Annotated in this window: 22 protein-coding genes and 1 other RNA gene; 6 read left to right on the forward strand and 17 right to left on the reverse strand. The window is 36.7% G+C overall.

All coding sequences use genetic code 11. From position 1 onward, the window contains the following. Positions 1-68 precede the first annotated feature (68 nt). The 4 genes from ASU31_RS14555 (at position 69) to ASU31_RS14570 (ending at position 4,949) form a co-directional block, all read left to right on the forward strand. Complete coding sequence (locus ASU31_RS14555) at positions 69-1,631, forward strand: DUF5689 domain-containing protein (protein ID WP_245224541.1); 1,563 nt, start codon at positions 69-71, stop codon at positions 1,629-1,631. Between the two features lie 96 nt (positions 1,632-1,727). Then, positions 1,728-3,137 carry a calcineurin-like phosphoesterase C-terminal domain-containing protein gene (locus tag ASU31_RS14560; RefSeq protein ID WP_057933028.1) on the forward strand — a complete coding sequence of 470 codons (1,410 nt, stop codon included), beginning with the start codon at positions 1,728-1,730 and terminating at the stop codon, positions 3,135-3,137. A gap of 190 nt (positions 3,138-3,327) precedes the next feature. Further along, positions 3,328-4,227, forward strand: a complete 900-nt coding sequence (locus ASU31_RS14565; RefSeq protein WP_057933029.1) for a glycerophosphodiester phosphodiesterase family protein — start codon at positions 3,328-3,330, stop codon at positions 4,225-4,227. A 26-nt stretch (positions 4,228-4,253) separates the two neighbouring features. After that, entirely contained in the window at positions 4,254-4,949 is a 696-nt protein-coding gene (locus ASU31_RS14570; protein WP_057933030.1) for a GDSL-type esterase/lipase family protein, read from the forward strand. 361 nt (positions 4,950-5,310) lie between these two features. Here the strand turns inward: ASU31_RS14570 and bioD are convergent, their stop codons facing one another. From bioD to ASU31_RS14590, 4 genes are all read right to left on the reverse strand, one after another. Beyond that, positions 5,311-5,919, reverse strand: coding sequence for a dethiobiotin synthase (bioD, locus tag ASU31_RS14575; protein WP_057933031.1), 609 nt, complete (start codon positions 5,917-5,919; stop codon positions 5,311-5,313). Then, positions 5,920-7,041 (reverse strand): aminotransferase class I/II-fold pyridoxal phosphate-dependent enzyme, encoded by a 1,122-nt coding sequence (locus tag ASU31_RS14580; RefSeq protein WP_057933032.1) that lies wholly within the window; start codon positions 7,039-7,041, stop codon positions 5,920-5,922. Positions 7,042-7,115: 74 nt separating this feature from the next. Further along, on the reverse strand, positions 7,116-7,568 hold the full coding sequence (locus tag ASU31_RS14585; RefSeq protein WP_057933033.1) for an efflux RND transporter permease subunit: 453 nt from the start codon (positions 7,566-7,568) through the stop codon (positions 7,116-7,118). A gap of 79 nt (positions 7,569-7,647) precedes the next feature. Next, complete coding sequence (locus ASU31_RS14590) at positions 7,648-8,424, reverse strand: XRE family transcriptional regulator (protein ID WP_057933034.1); 777 nt, start codon at positions 8,422-8,424, stop codon at positions 7,648-7,650. Between the two features lie 133 nt (positions 8,425-8,557). On the opposite strand from ASU31_RS14590, the gene ASU31_RS14595 reads away from it, so the two are divergent. Beyond that, positions 8,558-8,908, forward strand: coding sequence for a GIY-YIG nuclease family protein (locus tag ASU31_RS14595; protein WP_029275228.1), 351 nt, complete (start codon positions 8,558-8,560; stop codon positions 8,906-8,908). A gap of 92 nt (positions 8,909-9,000) precedes the next feature. Here the strand turns inward: ASU31_RS14595 and blaB3PEDO are convergent, their stop codons facing one another. From blaB3PEDO to ASU31_RS14610, 3 genes are all read right to left on the reverse strand, one after another. Next, on the reverse strand, positions 9,001-9,858 hold the full coding sequence (blaB3PEDO, locus tag ASU31_RS14600) for a PEDO-2 family subclass B3 metallo-beta-lactamase (RefSeq protein WP_057933035.1): 858 nt from the start codon (positions 9,856-9,858) through the stop codon (positions 9,001-9,003). Positions 9,859-9,884: 26 nt separating this feature from the next. Beyond that, positions 9,885-13,058 carry a peptidase MA family metallohydrolase gene (locus tag ASU31_RS14605; protein WP_057933036.1) on the reverse strand — a complete coding sequence of 1,058 codons (3,174 nt, stop codon included), beginning with the start codon at positions 13,056-13,058 and terminating at the stop codon, positions 9,885-9,887. Positions 13,059-13,230: 172 nt separating this feature from the next. Then, on the reverse strand, positions 13,231-15,687 hold the full coding sequence (locus tag ASU31_RS14610; RefSeq protein ID WP_057933037.1) for a transglycosylase domain-containing protein: 2,457 nt from the start codon (positions 15,685-15,687) through the stop codon (positions 13,231-13,233). A 144-nt stretch (positions 15,688-15,831) separates the two neighbouring features. On the opposite strand from ASU31_RS14610, the gene ASU31_RS14615 reads away from it, so the two are divergent. Beyond that, positions 15,832-16,710 (forward strand): polyphosphate kinase 2 family protein, encoded by an 879-nt coding sequence (locus tag ASU31_RS14615; RefSeq protein WP_057933136.1) that lies wholly within the window; start codon positions 15,832-15,834, stop codon positions 16,708-16,710. Here the strand turns inward: ASU31_RS14615 and rnpB are convergent. The 10 genes from rnpB to ASU31_RS14660 all read right to left on the reverse strand — a co-directional run bounded on the left by rnpB (position 16,710) and on the right by ASU31_RS14660 (position 24,713). Further along, an RNA gene (rnpB, locus tag ASU31_RS15180) (RNase P RNA component class A) lies at positions 16,710-17,089 on the reverse strand. The genes ASU31_RS14615 and rnpB overlap by 1 nt on opposite strands. A gap of 180 nt (positions 17,090-17,269) precedes the next feature. Beyond that, the gene (locus ASU31_RS14620) at positions 17,270-17,692 is read right to left on the reverse strand and encodes a c-type cytochrome (protein ID WP_057933038.1); all 423 of its coding nucleotides are present in this window, start codon (positions 17,690-17,692) and stop codon (positions 17,270-17,272) included. Between the two features lie 144 nt (positions 17,693-17,836). Next, entirely contained in the window at positions 17,837-18,487 is a 651-nt protein-coding gene (locus tag ASU31_RS14625) for an SCO family protein (RefSeq protein ID WP_057933039.1), read from the reverse strand. A gap of 134 nt (positions 18,488-18,621) precedes the next feature. Continuing rightward, entirely contained in the window at positions 18,622-18,882 is a 261-nt protein-coding gene (locus ASU31_RS14630; protein WP_057933040.1) for a YHS domain-containing protein, read from the reverse strand. A gap of 109 nt (positions 18,883-18,991) precedes the next feature. Then, complete coding sequence (locus tag ASU31_RS14635; RefSeq protein ID WP_057933041.1) at positions 18,992-19,423, reverse strand: hypothetical protein; 432 nt, start codon at positions 19,421-19,423, stop codon at positions 18,992-18,994. Positions 19,424-19,433: 10 nt separating this feature from the next. Then, complete coding sequence (locus ASU31_RS27715) at positions 19,434-20,411, reverse strand: transporter (RefSeq protein ID WP_167346187.1); 978 nt, start codon at positions 20,409-20,411, stop codon at positions 19,434-19,436. After that, on the reverse strand, positions 20,374-21,384 hold the full coding sequence (locus ASU31_RS14645) for a cytochrome-c peroxidase (RefSeq protein ID WP_245224542.1): 1,011 nt from the start codon (positions 21,382-21,384) through the stop codon (positions 20,374-20,376). The genes ASU31_RS27715 and ASU31_RS14645 overlap by 38 nt, the downstream gene beginning before the upstream one ends. 27 nt (positions 21,385-21,411) lie before the next feature. Further along, positions 21,412-22,182, reverse strand: a complete 771-nt coding sequence (locus ASU31_RS14650) for an MbnP family protein (protein WP_057933043.1) — start codon at positions 22,180-22,182, stop codon at positions 21,412-21,414. A gap of 168 nt (positions 22,183-22,350) precedes the next feature. Beyond that, a complete protein-coding gene (locus tag ASU31_RS14655) occupies positions 22,351-22,722 on the reverse strand; it encodes a hypothetical protein (protein ID WP_057933044.1) in 372 nt (123 codons plus the stop codon). A 254-nt stretch (positions 22,723-22,976) separates the two neighbouring features. Then, a complete protein-coding gene (locus tag ASU31_RS14660) occupies positions 22,977-24,713 on the reverse strand; it encodes a phospho-sugar mutase (protein ID WP_057933045.1) in 1,737 nt (578 codons plus the stop codon). Positions 24,714-24,780 lie beyond the last annotated feature (67 nt).

Consider the following 24,780-nt stretch of genomic DNA (forward strand, 5'->3'; position numbering starts at 1 on the left):
TGCTGATGACATAAATACCTTAATGTGGTGGCAGAAACCATAATTATTTAAAATTGAGTTAAGAAGCTATGAATAAAATAATAAGAAATATGCTGTTTGCACTAGGGTGTATTGCAGTTATAATAAGTTGTAAAAGAGATACCGATTACGTATTATCAACACCGAGTATGTTTATCCCAAATGTTGATTTACGCAAAATTTATAAAAATACCGAAGTAACGCTTACAACCGAAAATATGCGTGGAGCCAGTATGGTTAAAGGGCAGGTAATTTCTAATCATTCTACCAATAATTTGCCGCCGGGTTTGCTCATCATTCAAAATACTAGAATTGTTGGTGGGCTAGATTCATTAAGAGGTATTGCCATAAACATTGGTGTCGATGCCGCAAAATATGTTCCTGGCGATTCTGTTCACGTTAAAATTGAAGGTGGAGTGTTGAAACGTGTTGATGGTACGTTACAAATTATGGGCAAAACTGCTGCTGATGTTACTAAAATTGCTTCAGGTAAAACTTTATATATTTCGAGAGGATATGGCAATCTAATAGCTACTTATCCAGATAGGTACGAATGTACTTTGCTAACTATTTATAAATGCACATTCAATCCAACATTATCTGCTACAGAAACCTTAGCAGGTGATAAAGTTTTAAATGATGGTACAAATGATTTCGGATTCTATACCGATCCAAAAGCGTCATTTGCATCTGTAAAGCCACCATATTCTGGTAATTATAAAGGGATAATAATCAATAAAATCGTTAATGATAAAATACTTCCACAACTACGTATAACTAATGCTAATGATATTGGCGCTTTAAGCACTAACATTGATGCTCCTGAATGTGTAATTTCAGGCTTTATAAGTGATGTAAATGGTGGTGATGGCAACAATGAATACGTTCAGCTCAGGGCTACTAAAGATATTAATTTTGCCAACACGCCTTTTTCTTTAATAGTTTCTAATAATGCTGGAGCATCTGTACCAACGGGTGTACCAGCACAAGGTTGGGCAACTGGCCAGCAGCGTACTTACAAAATAAATCTAACTTCTGGCACTGTAAGCAAAGGCGAATTTTTTTATGTTGGTGGTATAAATAAATTAATTAACGGCGCTAATTCTACATCAATTGCCTCATCAAAATGGATTAGGGCATTAGATTATAATAAGGTGAGCGATCGTTTTAACTCAGCTAGTACAGTTACTGGTAATGCCACCACCGGTTTAATGGCAAATAGTGGTAATGCATTCGGGATGGCAGTATTTAGAGGTATTGAGGTTACCGGAGCTACTGTACCTATCGATGTATTGTGGGTTAGTACTGGTGGGCTTTTATATCAATCTGGCGGCGCCCCTAATTATGGTGGAGGTTACAGAATTGGTAATACTGATATTTACGATGTCATTAATCCCCAAAATTTAGTTCCTCAACCTTTTTACAGAGCAGGTACAAATACACAATCGTTAACCTATTTAACTGCAGATTTAGGCTATTTCTACCTTTTAGGCGGTGCTTATGATACAAAATTAAATAAATGGGTAAAAGCAAGAACGCAAACTCCAATTCTTTTAACTAAAACCTCAGCACTTACAGATATTGAGCCTGCTAACGCAACTGAAATAAGATAATAAATTATAAAAAGTTAAAAATATCTATAAAAATCTTTGTCATCTGCGGAAGAAATTATTTTATATTCTTCTGCTGTAAGTAAAAAATCATTCATAATGAATAGAAGATCATTTATACAAAAATCAACTTTATTAACCACAACCTTATTTGTTAGTTTAAAATCGTTTCCATCATCGTTATTCGCCATTGATGGATTGGTAAGCGGAACGGTAACCAGCAAAGGTAAATCTGTTGCCGGTGTGGTTATTTCTGATGGTTACAGTGTGGTGCAAACTGATAAAAACGGTAACTATGAAATTAAACTTCATGAGCTTGCCCGTTTTGTTTGGATAAGCACGCCTTCGGGTTACGAGTTTAAAACAGAAAGCAGCATTGCACGCCATTATTATAAACCAGATACTGCTGGTAAATTAAACTTCGATCTTAAGCCACTAAAACAAAACGATAACAAACATAACTTTATCATTTGGGCAGATCCTCAGGTGAAGAATAAAAAGGATGTTCAGCAAATGATGGAAACTTCAGTTCCTGACACAAGAGAAGTAGTAAAAACAATGGGGAAAACACCTGTTCATGGAATCGGTGTTGGAGATTTAGTTTGGGATAATTTTGATCTTTTTCCTGCATATGATGAGGCTATTGCTCAAATCGGGATTCCATTTTTCCAGGCATTAGGAAATCATGATCAGGATTACAGGCAAGGAGGTGATGATACTTCTGACCGGACTTTTCAAGCACATTATGGTCCAACTTATTACTCTTTTAACAGAGGTAAAGCGCATTATGTGGTTTTAGATGATGTACGTTATTTGGGCGTAGAAAGAACTTACGACGGATACATCACCCCAACGCAGTTAGAATGGCTGGCCAAAGATCTGCAGCTGGTGCCTAAAGATGCATTACTGATTATCTGCCTGCATATTCCGGTACATAATGCCGTTAAAAATAAAGATGATTTTTATGCCGTGTTAAAAGATTTTAAAAACGTTCATATCATGTCAGGACATACGCATTTTAATAAAAATGTAATCAAGAACGGCATTTACGAACATAACCATGGTACCGTTTGTGGTGGCTGGTGGACAGGCCCCATCTGTGAGGATGGTACACCACGTGGCTACGGCGTTTACGAAGTAGATGGGACCAATTTGAAATGGTACTACAAATCTACCGGAAGGGATAGAAAAGAGCAGCTTGATATTTATGTAGATACCTTAACCAATCAGAAAAGGTTAATTGCCAACGTTTGGAATTATGATCCTGAATGGAAAGTAGAATATTTTTTGGATGGGAAAGCAATGGGCTTACTGGCACAACAAGATGGTTATGATCCACTGGCATTAAAGTTGTATAAGGGCGATAAGCTGCCAAATCCACGCCCATTTGTAGAGCCAAGATCAACTGATCACTTGTTCTTGGCGCATTTCGAACCATCAGTTAAAAAAGTTAAGGTAGTGGCTACAGACCGCTTCGGAGAAAAATTTGAGGCGGAAGTGGATGCCTAACGTGATGTCAGATGTTACCATCTGACAATTAATGGTATAGCATAAAGAGGCAACATCCAACGCTATTATAAATCAGTAAAATTAATATAGATTTAATTAACTACGTTAGATGATAACACCTGATAACACTATAATTGTGCTGTTGGATGGTAACATCCGACGCCACTATTACGCTTAATCCCTTCTAAATATGAAACTTAATACAACAGCAATTTTTATTTTGTTATCTGCATTTGCAGTTAAATCATTTAGTCAGGAAGTTAAATTTCCGGCATTTAGCGCAGAGGCGCATCGTGGCGGAAGAGGGCTTATGCCTGAAAATACCATTTTGGCAATGTTAAATGCTATGAAAATAGAAGGAATTACCACTTTGGAAATGGATACCCATATCTCTAAAGATGGTAAAGTTGTGGTAACACACGACGATTATCTGAGCCCGGCATTTATGCTTACGCCGGAAGGGAAAGACATTCCTGTAACAGATGCCAAGAAATATCCGATTTTTGGAATGAATTACGCTGAAATTAAACAGTTTGATCTAGGTACGAAGTATTACGGATTGTTTCCTCAACAGAAGAAAGAAAAAACATACCTTCCCTTACTTTCAGAACTCATCGATGCTGTTCAGCACGATATTAAGGCAAATAATCGCAAGCAGTTTTTCTACAATATCGAAACTAAATGTAGTGAAAGCGGTGATGGCATTACCAACCCTAAACCCGAAGAGTTTGTTAAATTTTTAATGGATGTGATTTTGAAGAAAAAAATCGCTGATTTTGTAGTGATCCAATCTTTTGATAAAAGAACGATCCAGATTATTCACGAAAAATATCCAAAAATGAAAACCTCTTTTTTGGTTGCCAATAAAAAAACATATGAAGAAAATATTGCCGACTTAGGTTATAAGCCTTTTATTTTAAGTCCGGTTTGGCAAATGGTAAACGAAGAACTGGTTAAAAAAGCACATGCTGATGGTGTAAAAATTATCCCCTGGACTGCCAATACCTTAGCTGATATTCAGAAATTAAAAGCCTTAAATGTGGATGGTATTATTTCTGATTACCCGGATATTTTAGTTCAGGCAAAGTAGTATTTTAGTCTTTATAAAAATATAATATGAAAGCACTTTTTTACAAGTTATTGGTAACCGTTGTTGTATTTACCCTGAGTTTTACAGCAGCTACGGCTCAGGTAGTAAAATGGGACAGCACTTACCGTCCGGGGAAATATGTTGAGCTGGTGGCTAAATTTAAAGCCGATCCAAAATCTAAAACAGATTTCGTCTTTTTGGGTAACAGCATTACCGCTGGAACGGATTGGGCTAAACTTTTAGATCTGCCACAGGCAAAAAACAGGGGGATTTCGGGCGATATTACTTTTGGTGTTTTAGAACGTTTACAAGATGTAATTGATGGTAAACCAACAAAGGTTTTTATCCTGATTGGCATAAATGATATCTCCCGGAATATTCCAGATAGTGTGATCTTAAGGAATTATAAAACAATGATTACCAGAATCAGAAAAGGTTCTAAGAAAACGCATATCTATTTCAATACACTATTGCCAGTGAACAGTGCTTTCGAAAAATTTAAAAACCATTATGGCAAAGACGAACATATTCTTTGGTTAAATGATGAAATCAGAAAATTTGCGGCTAAAAATGTAACAGTTATCGATCTATATCCAAATTTTACCGATCAGGACAAACATTTGAGGGCTGAGCTTACCAAAGATGGTTTACATCTTATTCCAGCCGGATACCAGGTTTGGGCCGATTTTCTTAAGAAGTCTGGTTACTTAACTGAGCGATAATTTTTATAGCGATAATTGTTTGCGGCCTTGTTGGATGGCCATGTGTTTGGAAAGCATAGATGGAGGCATTAGTTAACAGCAATCCCGCTCTCGCTTCTGCTCCGATGAAAAATCGGGAGCATCCCGCTTGGATCGGGTTTAGGTGGCACGGCCAATGCTACTATTGGAGGTATATACTCAAGAAATAAATAAATCCTGCATTATGCTATTAAACTATTAATAGTTGCACCGACTTTACATCTCTAAACCTGGTTGACGCAGTCCCAATATAAAATCGGGGCAAGCAAAAAACAGGGCTAAACTTTAAAAGCAGTACTGCAACTTTCCAAAAAAACAGACTATAACTGGTTTATGGACTTTATTAAATAAAAAGGCTTTGCCCAGCTGCTTTCACTTTTTCTTTATCAATATGACTAAAGCTCGGTATACTGCCTAGTTTTTTTATTTTGGTATATTGGAGGATGTATCTTTCGGTTTCTGTATTCTCCTCACCATTAAAAACGATGCCTTTAACAGGGATTTCATATTGTTTAAGTAGATTGACTGATAAAAGTGTGTGGTTAATACTGCCTAAATAATTTTGCGAAACCAAAATCACTTCAGCATTCAACTTTTTGATCAGGTCGATAATCAGCTCATTTTCGTTTAAGGGTACCATTAAACCGCCAGCCCCTTCAATAATTAAATCATTATTCGTTAAAGGCATATTGATTTTGTTCAGATCAATCTCAATATCATCTAGTCTCGCTGATAAATGCGGTGAGAGAGGTTGTGTTAACCTATAGCTTTCCTGGTGGATAACGGTTTGCGTATTGCTTATTAAACTATCTATGGTTATGCTATCGCTGGTATCTAAATCTCCCGATTGGATTGGTTTCCAATAATCGGCTTTTAGTTTTTCGGTTAAAATGGCACTGATTAATGTTTTTCCGATACCCGTTCCAATGCCTGTGATAAAATATTTAGCCATTTAATTTAATTCTTTAAGATGATTAACCAACGAAATAATTTCCTCGTCGGTATTAAAGTTGTGAAGACAGATTCTGAGCCTTTCTTTGCCCAAAGCTACTGTTGGGCTTAATATTGCCCGTACATCGAAACCTTTGCTTTGCAGTGCTGTAGCAGCTAGTTTAGTCGCTTCATTTGATGAAAACAAAATACCCTGAATAGCACTTTCGCTATCAAGTGCATTAATATTTTGCTCTTTTAACAATTTTCTAAATAATTCAATTTTTTGATGAATCAGCTGATGATCAATTTTGTTTAAGTGTTGGTATGCCGATCTAATTGCAACTATATTATGAATGGGGGCAGCTGTGGTGTAAATGAACGATCTTGCAAAATTGATAAGGTAATGGCGTAAGTTTTTACTTCCTAAAATAATTGCTCCGTGTACACCTAAGGCTTTTCCAAAAGTTACAATACGTGCAAATACCTTGCTGGTCAGGTTAAGTTGGTTAATCAATCCGCGGCCGTTTGCGCCAAAAACTCCGGTAGCATGAGCTTCATCTACAATCAGGTTGGCCTGGTAGCGTTCGCAAAGGTTAGATATTTCTATTAATGGTGCAATATCTCCATCCATAGAATAAACGCTTTCTACCACTACAAATATGTTTCCTTTTGCCAGTTTCAGTTTGGTTTCAAGCTCGTTTATATCGTTATGAAGAAATTTATAACGCATAGCATGGCTTAACCTGCAGCCATCTATAATGCTGGCGTGAATCAATTCGTCAGTAATAATGGTGTCGCCGCGTTGTGGGATGCTTGATAATAACCCTACATTGGCATCATAACCGGAGTTAAAGATCAATCCACTTTCAGCCAAGTGGAATTCGGCAATAAGCTGTTCGGTTTCTTCAGTAAATGCAGTATTTCCGCTTAACAGTCGTGAACCACCAGCTCCGTTCAGGTAATGGGGTAGTGTGGCTATGGTATCGTCAATCAGTTTTTTTAATTCACCGGACTTGGCAAAACCTAAATAATCATTAGAACAAAAATCGAAAGGAGGGATGTTAATCGATAAATTTCTGATCGAAAGGTTATTTTTTCGTTCCTGAAGTTTGCCGTTAAGAAACTGTTCAATTTTGCTCATTGGTCAAAAGTAAAAAAAGCGCCCCGAATAATCGGAACGCTTTCAAAAATATAATTAATTAATACTTGAGCTATTTATCCTTGTGCAGGAGGATTAGAGACTACAGGTGCTTTGTCTTTTTTACCTCTTCCACCCATTCCTTTCCTCATTTTCTCACCCTTTTCTTTAGCTTCGGCACGGAAAGCATCCATTTTGGTTTTTTGTTCAGCAGTTAAAATGCCATCTATTTTAGCTTTTTGCTCATCAATAGCGGCTTTACGTTCTTTCATTTTGCCTTTCATATCGCCTTGATCAGCAGATCTCCAGGCCTCCATTTTCTTTGCGTTTTCCAATTCAATGGCGTAAATTTTGGTTTTTTGATCAGCGGTTAAGCTTAGCTGTTTCTCTAATCTGGCGGTTACCTTTTCTGCTCTTTGCTCGGCAGTCATTTTAGGCATTGTCCGCCTTACTCTCTTTGTAGTGTCTTGGGCAAATGCAGCGGTTAATCCCATTACTGCAATTGCTATTGTTAAAATTGCCTTTTTCATGTTATGTTTTTTTATGTGTTTGTTAAAACAATAGATGCATAAAAAGGCAAACAGTTTAATCAGCACTTGTTAAAAAGTGTTAATTTTTATTTAACTGAGAGATTGATTTCTGCATTTGTGCCATCATCTGTGTCAGGGTTTCCATCGTTGGATCTGGAGCAGGTTCTGGTAGTGAGGTAGATATATATGCCTTGGCTTTCCAGATTTCGAGGATGTCGTCGGCAGCAATTGTATAGGCATCGTATACCTTGTTATCTGATATCAGCTTTAAATCTTTATTTTCTCTGAAACGGTTACCCGCTCTTTTATATACTACACCTTCATTTTTACTAATTACGATATACGTTTCACCAGTTTTTACTTCATTCCAGTTATCCAGGTATTCACCAATGATAACACTGCCTGGTTGAACAGGTAACATACTATCGCCCATAATTTCAAAAGCCCTAAAGGTACCTTGTCTTAATGCTGCTAAAGGAAGTTGAAATTTCGGTAGGTCGCTAATATATTGAGGATCGGAAAAACCGTTCAAATAACCAGCGCTTGCTTTAACAGGAACCAATTCGATGTTCTCGCGATCCTTCTGATCAACAGAAATACTCAGTACCCTAAGGTTAGATCCCTGGCTTTTTGGCTTCGGTTTCCAGCTGTCAGATATTTTTTCATTGATGAATTCATCAATGGTAAGATCAAAGTATTCGGCTATTTTTTTTAGTAAATCATATTTAGGTTCTGCCCGGTCTTCCTCGTAAGCCCCAATGAGCGATCTCTTGATTTCCATGATATCAGCGAAATTTTGCTGTGTATGGCCTTTTTTCTTCCTGAGGTACTTTAAATTATTTGAAATATTTGACATAAAAATAAATTTTAAAATAAATTTGGAATTACTAAAATAGTTAGTAATTTTATGCTCATAAAGTTAGTAATATTATTTTGAATTGCAAGAGGGTATACTAAATAGTTTAGTTTTAAGTTTTAAACATAAGATCATGAAAAAGTTTGTTTATATCGTTACCGACAGAAATCGTACAAGTATGCACGTGGGCATGAGCTCTGATTTAATGAAAACACTGGATTTCTACAAACAGATGCCAAACTTATTTTTTGATAATGGGCAACAATTAACCCGCCTGGTTTATTTTGAAGAGTTTAAAACAGAAGCACAAGCTTTGTTGCGTTTTAAATCAATTAGTCGGTTTACACGCATGCAAAAAGAACGCTTGGTAAGATCATGTAATCCAGATTGGATTGATTTAACTATAGGGCTCGATTTCGAAAATATTCTTTTACATCGGAATATAAGCAACCAGGTTAAACTATCATTTACGAGTTTATCTTAATTGTTATGTTCATTAAACTAAAAGAAATAAACTATCTCCATAAAAAAAGCGATTATTTATATTTTAATCGCTTTTAACAAGTTAGGAAAAGGCTAATTTTTTATTTTTTTGAGGAAATCATCTTCCAGATCTTGAAGATTTTTGAAAAAATTACTTTTATCCATAAAAACTTTTGGATTGTAAGGCGCTCCTGATTTACGTTTATCATGGAGATCAAATTGACTTGCGTGAGAGGCAACCCAAAGATCAAAGTTAAGCTTTTTCATTGCTTTAAAAGTTTCAGTATAATCTTTTTGGATATCTTTATACGATGCTATTTCTGAGAATTTTCTATCAACAATTATGGATGGCATATTGGCAATCAAAATTTTGTAGCTAGAATTTTTATCTTTCGTATCAAATATAAAACTACACGATCCTTTAGTATGCCCAGGATGATGAAGCATCGTTAAAGTAGTGCTGCCTAATTTAATTTTATCGTTATTCTTCAATAAGAAATCAGGTTTTACAGGTTTGAAACTTATGCCATATTTCCCAAGCTCATAATCCGATTTTCCGCCGGTTTCAAGGGCATCCGCATCTTTCTCATCTACATACAGTTTTGCACCAGTTTCTTTTTTAATCTCAGCCATTGCACCCAAATGATCAAAATGGGCCTGGGTTAAGAGCAAAATTTTGATTGATTTATAATCAAATCCCAAAGCTTTTATATTTTCTTTTATTATTGAAAGCGAATTAGCTAAACCTGTATTTATTAATATATTTCCTTTTTCAGTTACAATTAAATAAGAAGCTAAATCATATGTGCCAACATAATACAGATTACCTGCAATTCTAAATGGCTCTGTAGCTTGAGACCATTCTTTTGGATTATTAGCTGGTTCTGTTATTGTTTGAGCAAAACCCAACAAGCGGCAAGACAATAAAACCATTAAAAATATTTTTTTCATATTTTAATTTCGCAATTAATTTCTTTTTACCATCCTGGTGCAAATGTTAAACCGAATACTCCAGTTTTAACATCTTTCCTTTGAAAGGGAATAGCATAGTAAGGTTCTAATACAAAATAGCCAAAAACGTTTACCCGTACAGATATACCAACACTCATGGCTGGTACACGTTCTGTTGTGGCTTGATAAGTAACGGGATTATTTTTTTCATCTTTAACTGGTAAACCATTGTTATCTAAAACAGGCTCTGTCGTATAGGTCGGCTCACTTTTAAACTTTACCTTGGTATCATTTGTCCAGGCCAATCCTGCATCAAAGAATAAATTCAGATCAGAGAATAAAAATTTAGAAGATATTGCAGCTAACTTTTTAGGCCCTGTAAAAGGTAAGCGTACTTCGAAGTTAAAAACGGCTATTTTACTTCCTGTTAACTGGTTAATATCGAAAGATTCTGACGATTGAGCAGAGGTGCTTTTGTAAATCGAATTCGACTCATATCCTCTGATTAAATAAGGATATCCTAAATACATTGGATAAAGCCTGTCTGCATCTTTACCAATCCTTAGGGTGTTATAACTTCTTACGGCAAATGTTACTGGCTTAGCTCTCCAATATTTACGGAGATCTGCAGTTACACCGGCAAAGTTATATGTGCCAAAATATTTTTCGCCACTTACCCGATATCTAAAACCATCCAGTGGACCAGTTAAGCCAAAAATAGAATTATCACCAACGAAGCCAGCATTTAACTGATAAAGTGTAAAAGAATTAAACGGAATGCCGTAGTCCTGAGAAGCAACATCATTAGAAATCCTGCTTTTGTCTTGGCCAATGTAGTAACCTGCCGAATTGTAATAATTGCTATATCTGTCAATCCGATAACTATAATGCGAAAATGCACCGCCCAATTCAAATCTATGTATTTTACTAAATGGATAAGCTCCAAAAACCTGGATTTGATCTTCGAAAGTTCTAATAATATCTGTTCTATCTGCTAAGGCATTAACCGTTTGGTTATCACCTGTAGGAATATTTTCGTATCCATAAGACCTAAATCCTGACACATAAGGGATATGCGAAACGGCAGCACCCCAATTGATTCTACTTTTCTGATTGATATAACCTACCAAGCCACCAAAATCGTAAATTTCTCCGTTTATCGATAAATTTGCTATAATCTGGTTGGTGCCTAATATATCGCTAAACATACCCACAATACCACCTGAAACACCGGTTCCGAAACGGCTGGTAGAAACACCAACACCACTATTGGCTAAATAATCTAACCTGAATTTCGGTTTGTAAGGCACAGTTCTCATCGAATCGGCTACGGTTTTTTCGAAACGGTCAAAATTATTTAAATTAGAATTGATGATGTTTACACCAATGTTTTCCATTGGGGGAAGGATAGCAGCATCAAAATTTTCTTCCTGATTACCAATTCGTTTCGCTTTGAAACTGCTTAACTTAGCATTGTACAAAGTATAACGTTGGTAGCGATAATAGCTATACACAATATCATCAGTTGTAGAAACTGAAATTGCAGGCGAAAATTCGGTAATCCCGCTAATTCCTGTAAAATAATCAGTTAACTGATCTACTGTATTATCTGCGAAATTGTATTTATATAAATTCCTAAATCCATCTCTGTTAGAAAGGAAATAGATATTTTGACTGTTTGAAGAGAACTGTGCATTTAGGTTATTTGCTCCTGGGAAAACATTTAAATTGCTCACAGTTTTAGAAGCGATATCATAAACAGCTAGATTTATAGGCAGTACTGCATTAACTACATTCGCCTGAATTGCCGCTCTATCTGATGAAAATACCAATTTTTTACCATCGGGAGAGTAACTAGGTGCATAATCAGAATATACATCGTTAGTAATTTGAGTAATTGTTTTAGTGTCTAAATTGTAAGAGAAGATATCGCTCTGTCCTTCAACCATGCCCGAAAAAGCCACATCTTTTCCATTTGGCGACCATGTTAAATTGCCGAATTGCTGCACCTGATCCATCGCTGTTTGAGAAACCGTAGTTCCGTTTGAAACATTGATAATCATCATCTGGTTTTTACCATGGCTGAAAATACTGAAGGCAAACTGTTTACTATCCGGCGACCATGCTCCAGCTGACTCTATAAAGTTGAAATCATCAATATGACCGTTAGAAATCTGACTGCTTAATTTCCTGATAATTCTTCCGGTTTTGGCATCTGCAAGAAATAAATCAATACCAAAAAGGTCTTTTTCAGACATGAAAGCTAAATATTTTCCATCTGGGCTAAGGGCAGGGGCAACGTTCATATTGCCTGCATTTTTATTGTCGATGATTTTTGTACCCGTAATTTTGATCTGCGAACTATCTGCTTTTAACATCGGCTTATAATGTGCATCGATAGAATTTTTCCATAAACCCGACAATGTTTTGTCATCATAGCCAAAAGTATACCTGATGGCGTTTTCATAACCATATTTTGCAGTATTCTTAAACAACGGAACGATGGTGGTATCGCCGTACTGAGAACCTATGTAAGTCCAGAATGCCTGGCCATAACGGTAAGGGAAATATTTATTAGAGTTGGTTAAATCTTTCAACGAAGGGATATCACGGTTCAACATGGCATCGCGCATCCACATGGAAGTAAATGCATCCTTTTTTCCGATTGACAAGTATTCAGCCATACCTTCAACCATCCATAGTGGTGTTTGCCCAACATTTTCTAAGCTAATCGAATCTTTTTCGAGCAAAAGGTGGTATTGAAAAGCATGAACAAGCTCGTGACCTAAAACGTGTCTTGTTTGGCTATTTAGCTCCATAACAGGCATAATCACCCTGTTTTTTAGTGCTTCTGTAACTCCACCGGTACCAATTCCAATTTCGCCGTTAAGTGCTGTTGTTTGCTGGAAATCAGGATGGTTATTATATAGAATAATAGGATTTTTCTTTAAAAAAGTATCTCTAAAAACTTCCTGATGCATTTTGTACCAGGTTTCGGCATCTTGTGAAAACCGTTTTAAAAGTTTCTCGTTTTTGATATAGTAATAAATCTCGAAATGAGGTGTCTGCAAAACTTTAAAGTCGAGTTTTTTATACCTTACCTTGTTTTGTCCGAAATATTGGGCCTTAACAGAAAAAGAAAGAATAAGCAGGAGCAATAAAGAAGAATATCGCTTTAATAAAGTAGAGCCTATTTTCATATGTGTGGTTTTAATAATGAAGTTCAATAATTTGCGAAAATGAAATTGTAAGAGATTTGGGAAATAAAAATAGCAATTGTTTAAAACAGTATTAAAATTTTAACACTTTTTAGAATTTTTCTACTCAAAAACGCAGATAGTTAATGTATCTGGTTATTTATTGCGATAAAAACTAAGGCTGATTGTTCTCATTCTCGTTCTTTTTCTTTTCTTTTTCTTCCTGACGTTGTTTTCTTCTCAGTTCTCTTTCTTCCTTTCTGGTTAAAGGAACAGTAGCTGCTGGAGGAGTTTGAACAGCTTCAACTTTCTTTTCCTCTTTTTTTACTTCAGGTTCAACGGTTACAGGAACAACCGTTTCTGGTGTTTCAGGAACGGTAAAATCTGTTGAATCTACCGCTAAGCTATCGGTTGATGTGGTATCTCTAATAATCCGTGGGCTGGGGCAGTTGTAGGTTCTGGTAATATCAACTGTTGCTTTTGGAAATGGACCATAAGTATAACCAGAGCTTGGATCGAGGTATACTTTCTCCATAAACTTAGCGAAAATGGGTAGTGCCGTTCTTGAGCCTTCTCCTTGTTCGCCATTTTTAAAGTGTGCAGTTCTTTCATCACAACCCACCCAAACACCAGTTACCAGATCTTTGGTTAAACCCATATACCAGGCGTCTACATAATCAGAAGAAGTACCTGTTTTACCGCCAATTTGATTGTTTTTCCTAAATAGATCTGGCCATTCCCATAGCGCTTGCGATGTACCTTCTGGTTCTTCCATACCACCACGGAACATATAAGTCATTAACCAGGCAATTTCTTCTGTTAAAACCCTTTTTGTTTTAGCTTTAAACTCCTCAATTACATTATTATCCTGATCAGTAATTTTCTCAACTAAAATGGGATCAGTTTTGATGCCTTTATTCATGAAGGTAGCATAAGCTTTTACCATTTCGTAAACTGTAACATCGTTTGAACCCAAACTTACAGATGGAACAGATTCTAGATGGCTATCGATTCCGCACTCGTGTGCATATTTTACAACATTATCCCAGCCCACTTTTTCGGTTACCTGAGCGGTAATGGTGTTTACTGATTTCGCCATTGCCCACCTTAAACTCATTTCGCGGTACGAAACACTGTAATCGGCATTTTTTGGCTCCCAATATTTCGTTTCACCTTTGTCCTGATAAGCAATTTTAACAGGTTTATCTGTAAATTTATCACAAGGACTCATGCCTTGTTCTAATGCCGTTAAATAAGCAAAAGGTTTAAAAGTAGAACCTGCCTGGCGTTTAGATTGATTAACGTGATCGTATTTGAAAAATTTATGGTCTATGCCACCAACCCAAACTTTAATCTTACCGCTTGCGGGTTCCATGGTCATCATTCCTGTATTCATGATTTTACCATAATAACGGATAGAATCTAAAGTGGAGAATGAAGTATCACGATCGCCTTTGTAAGTGAAGATCTGCATCCTTTTCTTTTTATTAAAATAAGCTGTAACAGAATCTGGACTGTTAGGGAATTTCTTTTGTAAAAGTGCGTAAATCGGCAAGTTTTTCATCGCCCTGTCGGGATAATTAACCTTTTGTTTTTCCGAATCGTACCAGGGATCTTCGTTCCCCCACACATTATAAAACCTGCGCTGCAAAATCCTCATCTGATCGGCAACTGCTTCCTCAGCATATTTTTGAAGTTTAGAGTCGATTGTAGTGTAAATTTTTAATCCATCTTCATAAAGGTCGTAACCATTATCAGTACACCATTTTTCCAAGTATTTTGCCACAGCAGCCCTTAAATAAGAGTCGCCATCGCTGCCATCCTGCATTTTACCTTCTTTTAGTTTAATCGGCTCTTTGGATAATTCGGTTAAACTATCTTTGCTCAGGTACTTGTACTTGTTCATTTGCGCAAGCACCACATTTCTTCTTTCTAAAGCTTTTGCCGGGTTTTTTGTTGGATTATATAATGTTGTACCCTTTAACATCCCTACAAGCATGGCTGCATCTGTAGTAGCTAAATCTTTTGCTTCCTTATCAAAATAAATCCGGCTGGCTGTTTTTATCCCATAAGTATTGTTACCGAAAGAAACAGTATTCAGGTACATGGTGATAATATCATTTTTAGAATAGTTAGATTCTAACTTTACAGCAGTCATCCATTCCTTTAGTTTTACAATTAAGGTTCTTACCAAAGGTATTTTGATTAATAATCCCTGCGATTTATTATACCGCGTACGGTAAAGGTTTTTTGCCAATTGCTGGGTAATGGTACTGGCCCCGCCATCTTTTCCTAAGCCAACAACTGCACGGCCAACCGCTTGTACATCAATCCCCCAATGTTTGTAGAAACGCACATCTTCGGTAGCAACCAAAGCCTGCACTACACTCGGCGCAATTTCATTATAATTTACAGGCGTTCTGTTTTCTTTAAAATATCTGCCAATCAGTTTTCCATCGGCAGTGTAAAGTTCCGAACCTACACGAAGGGTAGGTGCTTTAATATCTCGAACACTTGGTGAGTAGCCAAATAGCCACAAAAAGTTTAATTGAAGGGCAGAAAAGAAAATTATTATAAAAAATAAAACTATTGTAGAATAACGTAAGTACTTGTTCTTTATCTCTTTAAACATATTGGATAAGATGATCTTTAGGTAAAAGCTGTGGCGTTAAATATAAAAAACTCTATATGCAAATTAACGTATTTAATTTACTTATTTTTTAGTTCTATATTTAAATTATTGATGCATCGATTTATCTAAAAACAATACATGATTATGAAAAACGAATTTAAAGGATTAATTGTACAAGGAGATAAGAAATTTTCTTTAAAAAACCATAAAACAGATTATACTGGCGGTTATAATAAAGAAAAAGCTAAAGATGCATTAGTGAATTCGAAAATAGAACTTGATCACTTACAGGAGAAATTATATGCATCTGGAAAACATTCTGTTCTGATTATTTTTCAGGCGATGGATGCCGCAGGGAAAGACAGCGCAATTGAGCATGTAATGAGTGGACTAAATCCACAGGGGTGCCAGGTTTATACTTTTAAAGTGCCAACATCAGAAGAATATGAACATGATTTTTTGTGGAGGCATTATAAGGCTTTGCCAGAACGAGGCAGGATTGGTATTCATAACCGTTCGCATTATGAGAACGTTTTGGTTTGTAAGGTACATCCTGAATATGTTTTAAGCGAAAATATTCCGGGTTTTAATGATGTAAAAAAGATAAATAAAAGCTTTTGGCAACAGCGTTATAAGAGTATTAAAAATTTTGAAGAGCATTTAACGGCCAATGGAACAGTAATTCTGAAATTCTTTTTAAACGTGAGCAGAGATGAACAGAAACAACGCTTTTTAGAGCGGATTGATGATCCTACTAAAAATTGGAAATTTTCATCTGGTGATATTAAAGAAAGGGCTTTATGGGATAAGTATATGGAGGCCTATCAGGACGCAATTAACGAAACAAGCACAGTAGAATCGCCTTGGCATATCATACCTGCCGATAAAAAATGGTTTGCCCGGTTGGCAATAAGTGAAATTATTGAAGATAAATTAAAAAGCCTGGACCTGAAGTTTCCTGTTTTGGGAGAAGCAGAAGTGGCCAAACTCGACGAAACAAAAAATATTTTATTAAGTGAATAAAAAAATGCAGGTCTATAAGCCGGGTTCTGTTTCCTGATTGCTCAGGATTTCTATCATTTATCCACTATAAACGTTGCCGTTTATCTCTAACGACCTACCCACTAACATCGGACGGGCAGCCCTACGTACGTTAGCCTATTTGGTCTTTCAACTCCCGGGGTTTACAAACCACTACAGTCGCCTGTAATGCTCGTGCGCTCTTACCGCACGTTTTCACCCTTACTCCGATAAATCGGGGCGGTATATTTTCTGTTGCACTAATCCGTAATTCAGGTTTTCATTCCTGAACCCCTTTCCGTTAGAAAGCGAGATGCCCTGCGTTGCCCGGACTTTCCTCTCTTCCGATTTTACCCGAAACAGCGATAGAACAACCTGCATTTTGCGCAAAGATGAGTTTTTTTAACCACAAAGGCACAAAGAACACGAAGATTTATCTCCGGCTATCGTCATGCTGAATTTATTTCAGCATCTGTATTAATATTTAAGACCCTGAAATAAATTCAGGGTGACGTACTCTGTAAAAGAAAAATAGCCGAAATAGAAAATAATTAGAATCTGCTTATTTACAATTCTGCAAATCTTTTGAAACCTCCGAGTAAGGCACAAATCCCTGCTTATTGCCAAACGAATTGGTGATATAAACCATTACCTGTGCTACATCAATATCAGCAAGTTCAGGGAAAGCGGGCATTTTTTCTTTGTATTCTTTTCCGTGGACAATCAAAGATTCATTCGCACCGTTTTTGATAAAACAAGCTAAGCGGTTTTTGTTTGTTTTTAAAAATACCGAATCGGTTAATGGAGGTGCAAGCTCACCCAATCCTTCACCATTTTCGCCGTGACAATTCTGGCACTTGGCTTTATAAATATCTTTTCCGTTCGACATGTAGTTCTGCAGATCGATTGTTTCTTGGTTTTGGCAAGATACAATGATGCCTATAATAAAAAGGAAAAAGATTGAATTGATGATGTACTTGCGCATGGAGTTTTGTTGTAAAATCGTCATTTCGAGCGTAATGAAATGGAGTCGAGAACTTTTTAATTGACTATATATAGATTTCTCTCCCGAAAGTTCGGGTCTGTACTTCATCCGATAGCTATCGGATCGAAATGACGATTTAGATTATTACTTTTTATATTCAGCCAATAAAACCGGAATATCCTTTTTCAATTGTTCTACCTGCTCTTCTTTAGTGCCGTCATAAGCACCACGGATCCGTCTGTCTTTATCGATTAAAACCAGGTATCCTTGATGGATATATCCATCTTTTGCCGTACTATCTTCACCAACAGCTACTAAATAGTTTTTTTCTGCCAGGGTATAAACGCTGTCTTTACTGCCATAAAGGAATAGCCATTTTGGGCCGTCTACACCTAGTTTTTTGGCGTATTTTTTCAGCACGTGAGGTCTGTCGTATTTAAAATCGATGGTATGTGATACAAACATCACATCCGGATTGGTTTTAAATTCATTGTAAACCGTCATTAGGTTGCGGTGCATGGTAGGGCAGATGGTGGTACAAGAAGTAAAGAAAAAATCAGCAATGTAGATTTTACCATCTGTTGCCTTATTTGTTGTTACTATACTATCTTGATTTAAGAAAGACCAATTTGGAATAGTTTGGTAAACAGTGTCAATTTTCTCTATTCCAGCTGCATCTCTAACGGTTTCGGCATGACGTTCGCCATAAAAAGGAAGTTTTCTCTCTTGTTTACATGCGGTAAATATGGAAACAACTAGCAGACAAGTTGCGATGTAAGCAGTAATTTTATTCATGATTTTATGTTAAAAGTGTAAATATACAAGGTAATTTGGTCTAGAAGGTTATTTGTTTGAAAAGTCTGAGGTCAGGAGTCCGGAGACCGAGGTCTGAATGTTCAAAATGTTTTTTCGGCTCCGGTCTTCTGACTTTACTTATGAATGTATTTCGTCGGCTCTGCTGCAAATTTCTGTTTACAGCTTTCTGAACAAAAATTATAGGTAACTTTATTGTAAACGGTAATTTTAGCTGTTTCAGCTTTTACTTTCATTTTACAGACTGGATCTACCGTTGCTTTCTTTGCAGAATCGATAGGGCTTATTTGTGACACATTGATTATTGGTGTCGCATTTGATTTTAATGACAAGGTTGTTAATCCAATTAGGATTATTGCGAAATTTAATTTTTTCATTTTGAATTCTTTTTAATTTACAAATTTCTTTGAAAGCATGGAGTCTGGTATCCGAAGACCAACGTTTTGGTATGCTCATAAACTTCGGACCTCTGACTTCCGGACTATTTTATTTAACCTGATATACGTTTATCAACGAATCTGATTCTCTCGTAATCTTGATAAAATCATCTTCAACGGCTCTTATTTTCACCATTTCCGATTTGTAATAATCAAGATCTTCTTGTTCGGTTTTTCCTTTAAAATCGTCTTTGAAGAAGTGCATCCAATCCATCATTTTTTCATCGGCAGCATTTAATCGTATAATTAAATCATTGATTTTTTGTTTTTTTTGAACTGAATCCTGAGCAAGTTTAATCTGATCTGAAAGCAGGAGCTTATCTAAATTCATTTTATTCTTCATTACTTTTTCTCCATCAATCATTAATTTATCGTGGATGTTCAGTACTTCCTGGCGTATCGCTTTTGAATCAGGTTCCGTTTTACAGGAAAAAAGAAGCGCTGTTGTTATGCTTAACAACAAAATGTTTAATCTGTTCATACACTGTGATTTAAAAATTATAAGTAATTCCAACATAAACCTTTCCGGCACTCATTGGGTGATCGGTTTCAGCTTCCCAAATGTTTTTTTGTACTCCAGCGTTTAGTGCTACATTTTTATAAAAAACATCTACACCTGCACCGCCCATCAGGTTATTCATGACGTGTTCTCCGGTTTTTTGGCCTTGGTATTTTTCTCCGCCAGAATATTCATAAAAAAACTGCGCTGATGGCATAACCTGAACATCCTTACCAACCCTTTGGGTATAAAAAATATTTAGGAAACTGGTCGTGCTGTTAGCAATACCTTCATCGCGGCTATTGGTTCCGTTAACCTTGTACGAGGTATTTAAACTCGCCCCAAATTTGCCCAAGCCCACCATATAGTTCAGGTATACAAAACCATCGGTACTTCCTGTTCCGGCCTGCATCAAGGATGAATAACGGATACCTGCCGTATTTTTAAAATCGTTTTTACCTGTTGGCAATTTTATACCGGCCCCAGCAATCAATTGTTGTTTAAAATTATCTTCAAGCTTTTGCACGAGATGGTAACCTGCATACAGATTAATATCACCCAGGCTAGAAATAGAGGAAGTATATCCATTATAGCGCTCACTATTGGATACATAGGGTAAAATGGCATTGATTTCCAGTTTACTATTGATGAAATATTTGCCTCTAACCTCTAAAGAACGGTAAAGTTCATAATCATCTGGATTGCCCGCATGATTGGTTATTGGTGAGTCCTGACTTCGCGCTGGGATAAAGAAATTTCCTCCATTCGGGAATAATGAATGCGATTGTCCTTCGTAACCGCTAAACGAACGGTAACGGTATAAAACGCTGATGCTATTGCGGTTGTAATAAGGGGTGATGCCCATAAAACAGCCACAGATATCGCAGGCGAAAACCTGACCGCTCATGAGTATGAAAACTAAAATCAATAGTTTACGACTCGCTGTATAATGTGTTTTTGATAAATTCATTGTCTGTTAATGTTTTTAGAAAAGCTTTAATCTGCTCTTTTTCTGTGGTATTTAAAAGGATGCCATTTTTCAATTGTACATCAAGATTTGCTGAGGCTTTTACGCCAGAATTGTAATGCTCTAAAACCTCGTCCAAACTGTAAAAGCGTCCATCGTGCATGTATGGGCTGGTATATTCGATATTGCGTAAAGTAGGTACCCGGAATTTTCCAAAGTCTGAAGCTACGCCGGTAATGTGTGAACGCCCTTCATCGGTACTTACCAGGTCTAATCCGTTACTGCGATAAGAAAAATCAGTGAAAAATGGTTCTGCATGGCAGGAGGTGCATTTTTCTTTGAACAGATTGTAACCCGCCAATTCTGCAGAGGTAAAAGAAACGCCGCTCTCTTTGCGCATTACTTTATCGTATTTCGAATTGCCCGAAACCAGTACTGCCGTAAATTGGCTAATCGACTTTAAAATCAGCTGCGAATTGATTTCTGTTGAACCAAAGGCCTGCTTAAATAAATCAGGGTAAGGAGCCGTGTTTTTCAGGAACGCAACGATTGTTTGTATATCAGTACCCATTTCGCAGGCATCGGTAATGGCATTAAGCGGAGAAGTTTCGATGTTTTTTACACCACCGTCCCAAAAGAAGGCTTTTTGCCAGGCCAGATTAAAAAGTGGAGGCGTATTCCGTTTTCCCTGGCAATTATTTACGCCATGACTCACTTTATGATCAAGTTGTGTAAAAGCAGCAAATTGCTGGTGACAACTTCCACATGAAACGCTTTTATCGGCCGATAAGCGGGCTTCGTAAAATAACTTCTTGCCCAGTGCAAAACCTGCATTGCTTAATTTATTATCTTCGAAATTGTATACCGGAGTAGGGAAGTTGGCAGGAACCGAAAAGGTAATTTTCTTTTCTTCCGGTGTTACCTCGTCTTCATTCTTACTACAGGCATACATCAACGCAATGCTTAAAAAAAGCATTGCGAAGACAGTTATTTTCCTTAACATTTAGTTGTGAATGTGATCTAAACGAAATAGTCCATTTGCATAGTTGTTGGCTACAATTACGGAATTTGCCCCACCCATAGTCATATTCAAAGTAGCAAAACTCACATCGGTTTTACCTGTAAATAATGCAGCAGCATTTACAATGAAGTGCATATTCGGTTTGCCATCTGTTCTAATACGAAGCGGGTTTGCCGCATTAATCTCCGTAGCAAAAGTTCTAATGGTATTGTTTGGATCGGTAACGCCACCAATGTGGAAGGTAAGTGTATTTCCAGGTGCGAGAGATTGTGGTGAAGTTCCTTCTAATTTAACAAATATGTAACCGCTGTTCCAAGTCCAGAACATGCCGTTGATCGGATCTAGGGCACCAGTTTGTGCACCAGCAAAATTACGGGCATAATCAACCCCGATGGTGTATTCTATTTTGGTATAATTGCCTGTTGGTACATCTTTTAGCGTGATGTTAGTTAATTCTGCTTTCGAAGCGTCAATTAAGAAATAACTTTCAGGAATGAGGTAAGTGGTGCCGTCAGCCTTGCTCAATTTGATATTACTTACATAGTATTTAAATACATTGATCTTAAAATCTTCGCCTTTGGCATTTTTGTAAGTTGTGGTGTTTAAAACCAAAGGACTTCCGTTTACCTGATTTTCGAATTCAATAGAGAAGGTAGATTTGGTATCTGCAGCAACTTCGTCGGTGCTTTTTTTACAAGAGGATAATAGTATAATAGGACATAACAATGCCAAAAAGTATTGTGATAATTTCATTTTAAGAAAATTGGATAAGTAAAAAGTATTTAAGAAAATTTTAATAGGATCGTCATGCTGATCCGATAGCTATCGGATTTATTTCAGCATCTTATTGAAATATACATGGTAGCCCCTGACCTCGATTTATCGGGAACAAGGTGACGATCGCAAAATAAAAAGATTTACTTAAACCGTTTTCGGTGGATGAAAAATAGAGATGGAAAGATCTTTTACCGGTTTTTCGATGTAAAGATTTTCTGAAGTGATAATAAAATAGGGGAGATGGTGGTTTAATGCAATGGTCTGAAATCTTGGTTCAGCCTCTGCAACCCTTTTAAGGTTTTCCTGAGCCTGTTTGTTTTTGCCCTCAAGCTCTTTTAGTTTTTTAGCTAAGAAACACTGCCCATCACAATGCAATTCAGGATGTTCTTTATTGATACAAAATACACTTGTGATGTATTCTTTGTTCATTTTATAACCAGAATAGATTACCAATTGCATGGCCCCGTTAGAAACGGTACATGTAATAATAAGATATATTAAGATTTTTTTGAACATGGTATTGCGCTGCAAAAGTATTAAAGAAATTGGTTGCAGCAAAGAAAAAATAAGAAAGACGCAAATTTCTTACTTCTAGGAGGTAGGTTTAAACTTTGTATAGTTTGAAGTTTTCCAGAAATTTAAAATCCTTATCAGAAATAGCAACATTATCTTGGCCAATTTTTTCAAAAACTTCAATGATTAAATCACAAAAAAACACAGATGAAAATCATTCATCTGTGTTTATCTTTTTTATCTCAAAAGAGATAAAACTATGCCTGTAAATCAGTCATTACCGCTTTGATTTTTTCGCCAAGTTGTGCGTTAACTGAATCAAAATCTTTTCTATCAGCTAATGGCGCATTTACACTGCAATAGAATTTAATTTTCGGTTCGGTTCCGCTCGGACGCGCAGAAACAATACTGCCATCTTCAGTAATAAACTGTAAAACATCAGAAGTTGGGTAATCCAGTTTGCTTACTTTTCCGGTTGCTAAATCAGTTTCCTGGCTTAATTCGTAATCTTTTAACACTGAGACCTTTGATCCGCCTAATGTTGCGGGAGGGTTTTCTCTGAATTTAACCATCATGGCTTTAATTTCTTCAGCACCTGATTTTCCTTTTTTGGTTAGTGAAACTAAGTCTTCTTTATAAAGGCCATATTCTACATACATATCTAACAATGCATTGTATAAACTTGCGCCCTTATCTTTATAATAAGCAGTCATTTCAGAGATAAAAGCCGCAGAAACCACCGCATCTTTATCGCGTACCAAATCGCCGATTAAATAACCATAACTCTCTTCTCCACCACCAATAAAGTATTTTTTACCCTCTAACTCCGTCATTAACTGACCGATGTATTTAAACCCGGTTAAGGTATTATAGTAGGTTACATTTTTCTTTTTGGCAATTTCTTCGATCAGGTTAGAGGTTACAATGGTTTTCACAATAAACTGATTGCCATCTAATTTGCCGCTGTCTTGCCAGGCTGATAATAGGTAATTGATTAATAAACTGCCTGTTTGGTTGCCGTTAAGCAGTACCCATTCGCCATTATTATCTTTTACTGCAATACCTACACGGTCAGCATCAGGATCGGTAGCCAAAACTAAATCAGCATCAATTTCCTTTGCTTTATTCATCGCCAATGTCAATGCATCTTTTTCCTCTGGATTTGGATACACTACGGTAGGGAAATTTCCGTCTGGCGTGCTTTGTTCTTCAACCAGGGTTACATTTGTAAAACCAAACTGAGCCAAAGCTTTTGGTACCAGGGTAATTCCAGTTCCGTGGATAGGAGAATATACAATTTTTAAATTGTGCTGTCTTTTAATGGCTTCCGGAGAAATCGAAAGTGCAGTGATTCCATCTAAATATAGTTTATCTACATCTTCGCCAATCAGTTCGATATTGGCATCAACGCGGTCGAATTTAACTTCGTCAATGCTTTTAATTTTATTCACTTCATCGATCACCAATTTATCATCAGGAGAAGTAAACTGGCCACCATCAGCACCATAAGCCTTATAACCGTTATATTCTTTAGGATTATGCGAGGCTGTTAACATTACACCGCTTTTGCAGCCAAAATGGCGTACAGCGAAAGAAAGTTCTGGAGTTGGTCTTAATGCAGAGAAGAAATAAACGTGGATCCCGTTTGCTGAGAAAACATCTGCTGTAATTTTAGCAAAATAATCAGAGTTGTTGCGACTATCGTGGGCAATGGCAACCTTGATTTTTTCGTTCGGGTACTTATTGTTTAGGTAATTGGCTAATCCCTGTGTAGCCGTTCCAATAGTGTATTTGTTTATACGGTTAGAGCCCGCGCCCATAATGCCGCGTAAACCACCTGTTCCAAACTCTAAACTTCTATAAAATGCATCTGTTAATTCGGTAGTTGCATCTTTATCTACAAGGGCCTGTATTTCTGCCTTGGTATTTTCATCATAATTTCCACTTAACCACTGATTAATTGTAGCTTGTGTTGATTGGTCAATTGCCTGCATTGAGCTGTTTTTTAAATTTAATATCTGGTGTTGAACAAATTTTAATGAATGATGTTTGGTTGAAACG

It is taken from the genome of Pedobacter ginsenosidimutans (genome assembly GCF_001442625.1).
Taxonomy (GTDB): Bacteria; Bacteroidota; Bacteroidia; order Sphingobacteriales; family Sphingobacteriaceae; genus Pedobacter; species Pedobacter ginsenosidimutans.